Origin of the sequence: Sphingomonas sanguinis NBRC 13937, from assembly GCF_001591005.1 — a bacterium.
Lineage (GTDB): Bacteria > Pseudomonadota > Alphaproteobacteria > Sphingomonadales > Sphingomonadaceae > Sphingomonas > Sphingomonas sanguinis.
On record NZ_BCTY01000046.1, the window covers coordinates 19,758 to 28,657 of the forward strand.

5 protein-coding genes are annotated in these 8,900 nt (G+C 66.4%); 2 read left to right on the top strand and 3 right to left on the bottom strand.

Annotated elements, in window-relative coordinates:
• Window positions 1-134: 134 nt before the first annotated feature.
• On the top strand, window positions 135-2,963 hold the full coding sequence (locus SSA01S_RS15355; RefSeq protein WP_061781070.1) for a TonB-dependent receptor: 2,829 nt from the start codon (window positions 135-137) through the stop codon (window positions 2,961-2,963).
• Between the two features lie 6 nt (window positions 2,964-2,969).
• Here the strand turns inward: SSA01S_RS15355 and SSA01S_RS15360 are convergent, their stop codons facing one another.
• Window positions 2,970-4,223, bottom strand: a complete 1,254-nt coding sequence (locus SSA01S_RS15360) for an MFS transporter (protein WP_244885694.1) — start codon at window positions 4,221-4,223, stop codon at window positions 2,970-2,972.
• A gap of 97 nt (window positions 4,224-4,320) precedes the next feature.
• Between SSA01S_RS15360 and SSA01S_RS15365 the strand changes: the two genes are divergently transcribed.
• Window positions 4,321-5,424 (top strand): DNA alkylation repair protein, encoded by a 1,104-nt coding sequence (locus SSA01S_RS15365; RefSeq protein ID WP_061781072.1) that lies wholly within the window; start codon window positions 4,321-4,323, stop codon window positions 5,422-5,424.
• Window positions 5,425-5,433: 9 nt separating this feature from the next.
• On the opposite strand, the gene SSA01S_RS15370 is transcribed toward SSA01S_RS15365, so the two are convergent.
• Together SSA01S_RS15370 and SSA01S_RS15375 are read right to left on the bottom strand one after the other, a co-directional pair.
• Entirely contained in the window at window positions 5,434-7,842 is a 2,409-nt protein-coding gene (locus SSA01S_RS15370; protein WP_061781073.1) for a TonB-dependent receptor plug domain-containing protein, read from the bottom strand.
• A gap of 142 nt (window positions 7,843-7,984) precedes the next feature.
• The coding region (locus SSA01S_RS15375) for an alpha/beta hydrolase (RefSeq protein ID WP_369691213.1) at window positions 7,985-8,900 on the bottom strand (916 nt) is incomplete at its 5' end.

Here is an 8,900-nt window from a genome sequence, read left to right on the forward strand (position 1 = left end):
TTCCTCTCCTCTCACCGCACAGCGCATCATAGCGGTTTGAATTTCATTTGTATTTGTCAGACATAGATAATAACACCGCATTGACAAGCAGTTCATCAGAGACTGCGACCAAGTTCATTTAGGGGAGCAAATTGATGCAAGTTTATGCCATTGGTCAGGATCGCGGCTGGACATGGACCGGCGGCCTGTCCTGCGCACTTGTCGCACTTATTGCGGCAACGCCGGCCCTAGCCCAGAGCCAGACGCCCCCCGCCGACCAGACGGCCACCCTGCCCAGCCAGAGCAGTGCCGACGGCGCTTCCTCCGATATCGTGGTCACCGGCATTCGCCGCAGCATCGAATCGGCCGCCGCGATCAAGCGCGACGCGTCCGGGATTCTCGACGCGATCTCGTCCGAGGACCTCGGCAAGTTCCCCGACGCCAATGTCGCCGAGTCGCTCCAGCGTATTCCGGGCGTCGCCATCGACCGCAGCAATGGCGAAGGCGCATCGGTCAGCGTGCGCGGCCTGGGGCCAGCCTTCAACACGGTGCTGTTCAACGGCCGCAGCTTCGCCTCGGACAATTACAACCGCGCCTTCTCGTTCGACCTGATTCCCGCCGAACTGATCAGCGGCGCGCAGGTCTATAAGAGCTCGCAGGCCCCGCTTCAGGGCGGCGGCATCGGCGCGACGATCAACGTCCAGACGCCGCGCCCGTTGGCGCTCAAGGAGTTCAAGGGCGTCTTCACCGCCAAGGCGCTGTACGAGGGCAACAGCAAGAAGGTCACGCCGCAGCTCTTCGGTCTGCTCAGCGACACCTTTGCCGACGGCAAGCTGGGGCTACTCGCCTCGCTGTCGTACCAGAAGCGTATCGCGTCGATCCGGGCGATCAGCACCGACGGCTATATTCCGGGCACCTCGGTGGGGCCGAACAACGCGCCGCTCTACACCAACGTCTATGCGCCGCGGAACCAGGACGTGAACGAGACGCGCGACGATCGCACCCGCTTGGGCGCGACGCTGGTCGCGCAATATGCGCCGACCGACGAGCTGACCTTCACCGTCGACGGCCTCTACAACCGGTTCAAGAGCGACACGACGACGCGCGGTCTGGGTAGCTGGTTTGAGCCGACCAGCTATACGGCGGCGGGCATCGACTCCAACCGCACCGTCACTTCGCTGACCACCAACGGCAATGCCGACTTCATCGCCTCGGGCGGGGTGCGCGAGACGACAACCTATGAGGCCGGGTTCAACGCCGAATGGCGCCCGGCGGACAATGTCCGCATGGTCTTCGACGCCACCTATTCGCAGGCCAAGAATGCGGGCGGCGGCAAATCCTATTTCACCGTCATCGGCGTGCCGACGCAGTATTCGTTCAACGCGGCGGAAGGAAACGGCATTCCCTCGACCTCGGGTTATGCGAACGGCGTGCTGACCAACCCGGCGCTGGGCCGCACCCATATCGCCGGGCGCAGCGGCAACGACGTGACCGAGAAGGTCCAGGAATATCGCTGGAACACCGAATGGAAGCCGGGCTGGGACATCGTCACCGCGCTGCGCTTCGGCCTGACCGGCACCTCGCGCGACAAGCGCAACGTGCCCTTCTCGTCCGATCCCAATATCGGCTGCCTCTATTGCGGTTATCCGACGCTGGCCGACCCGTCGCTGCTCTCGCCTTTCACTCTCGGGTCGCTGGGGCAGAAGGGCGGCAGCGTGCCGACCACCTTCCTGACCTATAACCCGCAGGCCTATTTCAACTATCTGACCAGCACCGCCGCGACGACCGCGCTCGACCTGGCGCGCGGCCAGCCGGTGGGGACCACGGCGGCGATCTTCGCGCGCACCAACGGCTATGCGGTCACCGAGCAGCCCTCGGCCCGTGTCCGCGAAAAGGTCTTCGCCAGCTATGCCGATATGGACCTGGAGGGCAATGTCGCGGGCCTTCCCTGGTTCATCAATGTCGGCGGGCGGTATGAATATACCGAGCTGGTGTCGGCCGGGCAGCAATTGCAGCTGACCGACCTGTTGCCGGTGCCGGGTGATCCGACCACCTATACCGGCGTCTTCGCCAACAACCGCGCGGCGGTGTCGGTCAACAAGCGGTCGTCGTACAGCAACTTCCTGCCCAATCTGAACGCCAAGCTGAACCTGACGCCCAAGCTGCAGGCGCGCTTTGCCGCCTATAAGACGCTGACACGCCCTGCCATCGGTGATCTGGCGCCCAGCCTGGACATCGGCACGCTGCGCCCCGCCACGCTGACCGCCAGCGGCGGCAATCCCGAACTGAAGCCGTATCGCGCGACCAATTTCGACCTATCGCTGGAATGGTATCCGACGCCGACCACCACCGTGTCGGCGGCGGTGTTCCACAAGACGGTCGACGACTTCATCGTCCAGACCTTTGGCGAAGAGCTGTTCACCATCGCCAATGCAGGCAACATCCCCGTCGGTGGGCTGATCGTCGGACCCAATACCGCGAAGTTCAGCGTGCGCCGTCCGCGCAATGCGGAATCGCTGAAGATCAAGGGGCTGGAGCTGAACCTGGTCCACACGCTCGACTGGCTGCCGGGCGTGCTCAGCGGCTTCGGCGTACAGGCCAACGCGACCTTCGTGACCACCAATCGCGAATTCGACGTCAGCCAGATCGGCCAGTCCTTCGCGGCGGAAGGCATCGGCAATTCGCAGAACGCGACCCTGTTCTACGAAAAGTTCGGTGTGTCGGCGCGCATCGCCTACAACCGGCGCGAACGCTTCCTGCAACAGCTGGCGGGCGGTCCGGGCAACGAGCCGGTGTTCGTGCGCGATTACGGCCAGTTCGACGGCAGCGTGGCGGTGAACATCACCCCCTTCGCCCAGGTCTTTGTCGAGGGCACGAACCTGTTCAACGCGAAGTATTTCGCCACCGGTCGCTTCGACAATCAGCTACTGCGTTACCAGAATTTCGGCCCCCGCTACGACGCGGGCGTCCGCTTCTCGTTCTGATCCCCCTCAGGCAGGCGTGACCGGCCCCGTCGGTCGCGCCTGCTCGGTTTCCGCCAGCGGGCGAACGCGCAAGAGCAGGACCCCGCCGAGCAGGGCCAGGACGCCCAGCACCAGACAGAACGCGACCACGCCGCTCCATCCGGCATGGGTCCAGGCGACACCGCCAGCCGAGCCCAGCACGCTCGACCCCATATAATAGAAGAACAGATACCAGGCCGCCGCCTGGCCGCGCGCCGCGCCGCCCCGCCGCCCGACCCAGGCGCTGGCAATCGAATGCGCACCGAAAAAGCCGATGGTGACGACCGCGATCCCGACGATCACCATCCACAGCGGCGCGGCACCGCTGAGTGTGACGCCCGCGATCAACAGGGCGACGGGAACCCAGAACATGCGGCGACGCCCCGCCTTGCCCGCAAGGCCGCCGAACAGGCGCGAGCTGATCGACCCCAGGATATAGATCAGGAATATCGCGCCCACGACCGCATGGCTCAGGTGATAGGGCGGGCCCAGCAGGTGGAAGCCGACATAGTTGAAGACGGTCACGAACACGCCCATCAACAGGAAGCTTTCTGCATAGAGCAGCCGCAGGCCCGGATCGCGAAACAGGCTCGCCGCCCCACGCGGCAGCGCCAGCCAATCGTCGCCGCTCGCCACGAACCGCCGAGAGGGCGGTGCCAACCGCCGGAACGCCTCCGCCAGGAGCAGGCCCGCCACGCCGACCGCCGCCAGCGCCCATCGCCAGTCGGCGACCGCCGCGACCAGGCTGGCGACCAGCCGCCCGCCCATGCCGCCCAGCCCGCTTCCGGCGATATAGAGCCCCATCGCCGAGCCGATCGAGGCCGCGTCCACCTCTTCGGCGACATAGGCCATCGCCACCGCCGGAACCCCGGCCAGCGCCAGCCCGGCCAGGAAACGGAGCGCCAGGAATCCGTACCAGCCCGGCACCACCGCCGCCGCGAGGGTCAGGAGCGCGGCGGTCATCATCGCCGCGACCATCAGGGAACGCCGCCCCAACCGATCCGACACCGCTCCCGCGACCAGAATGCCGATGGCCAGCGGGCCGGTCGCCAAGGATACGGCCAGGGACGACGCCTCGGCGCTGATGCGATAATGCGCGGCGAGCAACGGCATCAACGGCTGCACGGCATAAAGGGTCGAAAAGGTCGCGAACCCGGCGAACAGCATCGCCCAGGTCAGGCGGCGATAGCCGGGAGTCCCGGCGGCCAGGGCCTGTGATGGAGCGGAAGATGGGTCGGTCACGGTCATTCCTAACGGCTCAGGGACGCATGGGGCTCCGCACCTTGCCTCTCCCAGCCTTTGTCACGATGACGCTATGCGACGAAACTATGGGCAGAATATGAACGAGCCGGCTGCACACCCGCTGATGAAGGATATTCTGGGGCCCACAGCGCTGCGTGTGATCGCGGATGCCGGGATGGCCGCGTCGCCGCTTTTCGATCGCGCCACCTTTCTCGATACCGCGACTCAGGGGCTGGACGCGCTGTCGGTCATGGCGCGGGTGCGGCATATCGCCGATGCGCTGCACGGCGCGCTGCCCGGTGACTATCCGCACGCGCTCGCGGTGCTGCGCGCGATGGGCCCGCACGTGACCCATGCGTTTCAGGGTTTCGCGCTGGCCGAATATGTGGCGCGTTACGGGCTCCACGATGTCGACGCGTCCATGGAGGCGCTCGCCGACCTGACCCGCCACGGCTCGGCGGAGTTCGCCATCCGCCCCTTCCTGGCCCACGATCCGACGCGCGTCCTGGCACAGATGCGGACGTGGGCGGAGCATCCGAACGAACATGTCCGGCGGCTGGCCAGCGAAGGCGCGCGGCCGCGCCTGCCCTGGGCGACACGGGTGCCCGCGCTGAAGGACGATCCGACGCTCGCCGCGCCGATCCTGGAGAGGCTGAAGGCCGATCCCAGCCTGTATGTGCGCAAGTCGGTCGCGAACCATCTGAACGATATCGGCAAGGATCGCCCCGACTGGCTGGTCGAGCGGATGGCGGGATGGTCGCGCGACGATCCGCGCACCGCCTGGATCATTCGCCACGCGCTGCGCTCGCGGATCAAACAGGGCGATCCGGCGGCGCTTGCCATCGTCGGGGCGCGGGCGGATGTCGCAGTGACGGTCACGGACTTCGCGATCACCCCGGCGAGCATCCGGCTGGGCGAGACGATCGCGATTACGGCGGCGCTGACGTCCAACGCGGAATCGGAACAGCGGCTCGTCGTCGATTACCGCGTCCATTATGCCCGCGCGAACGGGCGGACGGCGGCAAAGGTCTTTAAGTGGAAGAGCTTCGACCTGGCCGCAGGGGCCTGTGTCTCGCTGGCGACCCGACAGGTCATCCGCGATTTCAGCACCCGGCGGCATCATCCCGGCCGTCACGAGATCGAACTGCTCGTCAACGGCCGGGTGATGGCGGCGGCAGGATTCGACCTGCGCGCCGCCTGACATGGACGCTTACCAGTTCAGCCCGGCGCGAACGTACAGATAGCGCCCGTTGAACCCGAAGGGCGAGAAATAGGGGAAGCCCAACACGCCAGTCGAGTTGTTGGCCAGCGCCGTCGCACGCGGATAGACGTCGAACAGGTTGCTGACGCCGATGCCGATCTGCGCGCCCTTCGGGGCGGAGTAGCGCAGTTCGAGATCGGTGATCGCGCGGTTGCCGGTCAGCACGTCGGCGGCGGGCGTCGTGCCCGGCTGATTGACGTTGCCATAATAGGTCACCCGGGCCAGCGCGCCCAGCCGGTCGAGCGACCAGTCGATCGTGCCGGTGATCTTCTCGCCCGGCGTGCCCTCCTCCAGGGTCAGGATGCGGCTGCGTGCGAACAGGGTCGGCGCGGGGTTCAGCGTCGCGGTCGAGGTCGGCACGCGCGTCACCTCGATCGTGTTGATGTTGCCCGCCAAGGTGAAGTCGAAGGTGCCCGCGCTTGTCGTGCGTGCGCGGTAATGGCCGACCACGTCGATGCCCTTGGCGGTGCTCGCCAGGCCGTTGATGAAGAAGCGCGCCGCCGAGACGTCCAGCGGTCGGAGCAGGCTGGCGACCTGCGCATTGTTCGCCGCCTGAATATTCTCCGACAGGCCGATCTGGTCACGGATATGGATGCGATACGCGTCCACGGTCAGGTCGAACCCGCCCGCGCGGATGACCGTGCCGACCGACAGGTTGGTCGACTTTTCGGGCCGCAGCGGCAGGCCGCCCAGCGCGACGCCGACCGGATCGGTCGACGGGAAGGTGCCGGTCTGGATCGGCACGCCGTTGGTCACGACCGAGGCCGTCTGCGTGAAATATTGCTGTTGCAGCGACGGCGCGCGGAAACCGGTCGAGGCGGTGCCGCGCAACGCGAACCAGTCGGTGACGTCATAGCGCGCCGACACCTTGCCGGTCGCGGTCGAGCCGAAGTCCGAATAATCTTCGCCACGCCCGGCGATGCCCAGCAACAGCTTGTCGGTGATCTGCGCCTCGACATCCAGATAGATGCTGCCGCTGCGTCGTGCCCGCTTGGTCGCGTTCTTGGGCTGGAACCCGCCAAAGCCCTGCGCCCCGCGCGAGGCCCCCGCCACGGCACCGCTGTCCGGCGCGCCATAGGATGCCTGCTCGCCTGGCGAGATCTTATAGCCTTCGCGCCGCCCCTCGATACCGAAGGCGACGTTCAGCGACTGGAACACGTCGAACTTGCGCGTCACGTCCAGCCCGGCGACATATTGGTCATAGGCGACCTGGCCGTCATAGAAATTCTTCGGCGTCGCCGCGCCATAGGCATAATTGGCCGAGTTCAGCGTGCGGAAATCGACGATGTTGCGGCCATAGCTGAGCGACAGGTCGACATTATAGCCGCCAAAATCACCACGCAGGCCGACCGCCGAATTGATGTCCTTCGACTTGGTGTTGATGATCGGCAGGAAGCCGTTCGGATAACCCGCCGTGATCGTCGCCGCGCTGGTATTGCGCGGGAAGGCCGCGCCGCGCGTGTCGCGGTCCTGATAGCCGCCGAACGCGTACAGGCTGACATTGTCGGTCAGCGAGGTGCCCGCGTTGACGAAGCCGGTGAACTGTTCGACTTCCGGGTCGCCGTAACGGCCGGTGATGCGGTTGGGCGTCACGCGGCGGTCGATATCGGCGCGATTGGTCGGCTGGCGCTTGGTATATTCGCCCGACACGGTGACGAAGCCATCGCTGCCAAAGCCGAAACCCTGCCAGGCCGAGGCGGTGACCACCGGCTCGCCATTGACGTGGCGGCTGTTGGCAGCGGTGTTCACATCGGTGTTGTAGAAGCCGTAGGTGACCGTGGCGCCACCGCCGTTGCGCGCCTCGCGCAGGCGCAGGTTGACGACACCGGCGATCGCGTCCGACCCATATTGCGCCGAGGCACCGTCGCGCAGCACCTCGATCCGATCGAGCGCGACCGTGGGGATGGTGTTCAGGTCGACCGCCGCCGATCCGCGACCCACCGTGCCGTTGGTGTTGAGATTGGCGGAGGTGTGGCCGCGAATGCCGTTGATCAGCACCAGCGTCTGGTCGGGCGACAGGCCGCGCAGCGTCGCCGGGCGGATCGCATCGGTGGCGTCATTGGCCGACGGACGCGGGAAATCGATCGAAGGAGCGACCGTCGACAGCGCGGCGGCGAGTTCGGTCGTCCCCTGCCGTTGCAGGCTGGCGCCGCTCAGCACATCGACGGGCGACACGCTGTCCAGGCGGGTACGCCCCTCTGCGCGGGTGCCGGTGACGATGATCTCGTTACCCGCATTGCCCGCGTCGCTGGCGGGGGCCGCCTGCGCCGTTGGCGTGGCCGTCTGTGCGGCAGCGGCCTGCGCGCCGAGCGCCAGCAACGAAACCCCCAATAGGGCGATGATGCGACCCTGTTTCATTCCCTGAATCCCTTGTTCTTTTCTCGCCCGGACACTCGAAAGGCCGGCGGAGCCCGCGACGTAACAGTCCAGACCCCGCGCCATGGCCAAAGAATTTCTATACCGGCCATCACCCCCTTTATGCCGATCGGGGAAATAGGTTTTATTTTCGGGAGGTCGGCTGCGTCACCTGGGTCACGAAGCGCGCGACATCGTCGAGCACCGGCGCACGGCCCCGAAAGGGTCGGGCGATGGCCAGCAGCAGGCCGACATGGCCCAGCTTGGGATAGGACCGCAGATCGGCCGCCACACCCCCCGCGCGCAGTTTCGCGGCCAGCGCCTCGCTGTTGCGCGGCTGCACCGTCTTGTCCTCCGCGCCCACCAGCAGCAAGCTGGGCGGATCGCCCGCCCCCGCCCAGGTGACGGGCTGGGTCTCTTCAGGCCGCGGCCAGTCGCCGAACGCCGCACGGGCCACATCCACGTCGAACGGCGCGAAATCATAGGGTCCGGCGAGCCCGACAAAGCCACGCACCCGCCGCGCATCCTCACCCAGCCAACGCCGGTCGACCGCCAGCATCGCGGCGATATAGGCCCCCGCCGAATGACCCATCAGCACGATACGCCCCGGATCGCCGCCGAAATCGCGGACATGCGCCTCGGTCCAGCGCACCGCCGCCGCGCCGTCCTCGACAAAGTCGGGATAGCGGACCTCGGGCACCAGCCGGTAATCGGGGATCACGACGACAAAACCCCGCGCCGCCAGCGCGCGCCCGACAAAGGCATAGCCGCTACGCGTGCCGCTGTTCCAGCTGCCGCCATAGAAGAACAGGATGACCGGACGGTCCGCGCCCCGGGTCGCGGGCGCATAGACATCCAGCATCCGGCGCGGCCCTTTGCCATAGGGAATGGCCGAAGCGACCCGCGCCGCGCCGCCATCCTTGGGCACCAGCGCGTCAAAGGTCTTGAGCGGCGAGCAACCGGTCAGCGCCAGTCCGATCGCCATCACCAGCGACCGGCCGCGTGCCTTATTCCTTGTGATGCCTGACACGTGCCGATCTCCTGTAGCCAAGTTTTGAACT

What these genes read in the sequence shown, in the direction of transcription:
- SSA01S_RS15365 (WP_061781072.1), top strand. Translation starts at nt 4,321, where the DNA reads ATGAACGAGCCGGCTGCACACCCGCTGATGAAGGATATTCTGGGGCCC.
- SSA01S_RS15370 (WP_061781073.1), bottom strand. Translation starts at nt 7,842, where the DNA reads ATGAAACAGGGTCGCATCATCGCCCTATTGGGGGTTTCGTTGCTGGCG.
- SSA01S_RS15355 (WP_061781070.1), top strand. Translation starts at nt 135, where the DNA reads ATGCAAGTTTATGCCATTGGTCAGGATCGCGGCTGGACATGGACCGGC.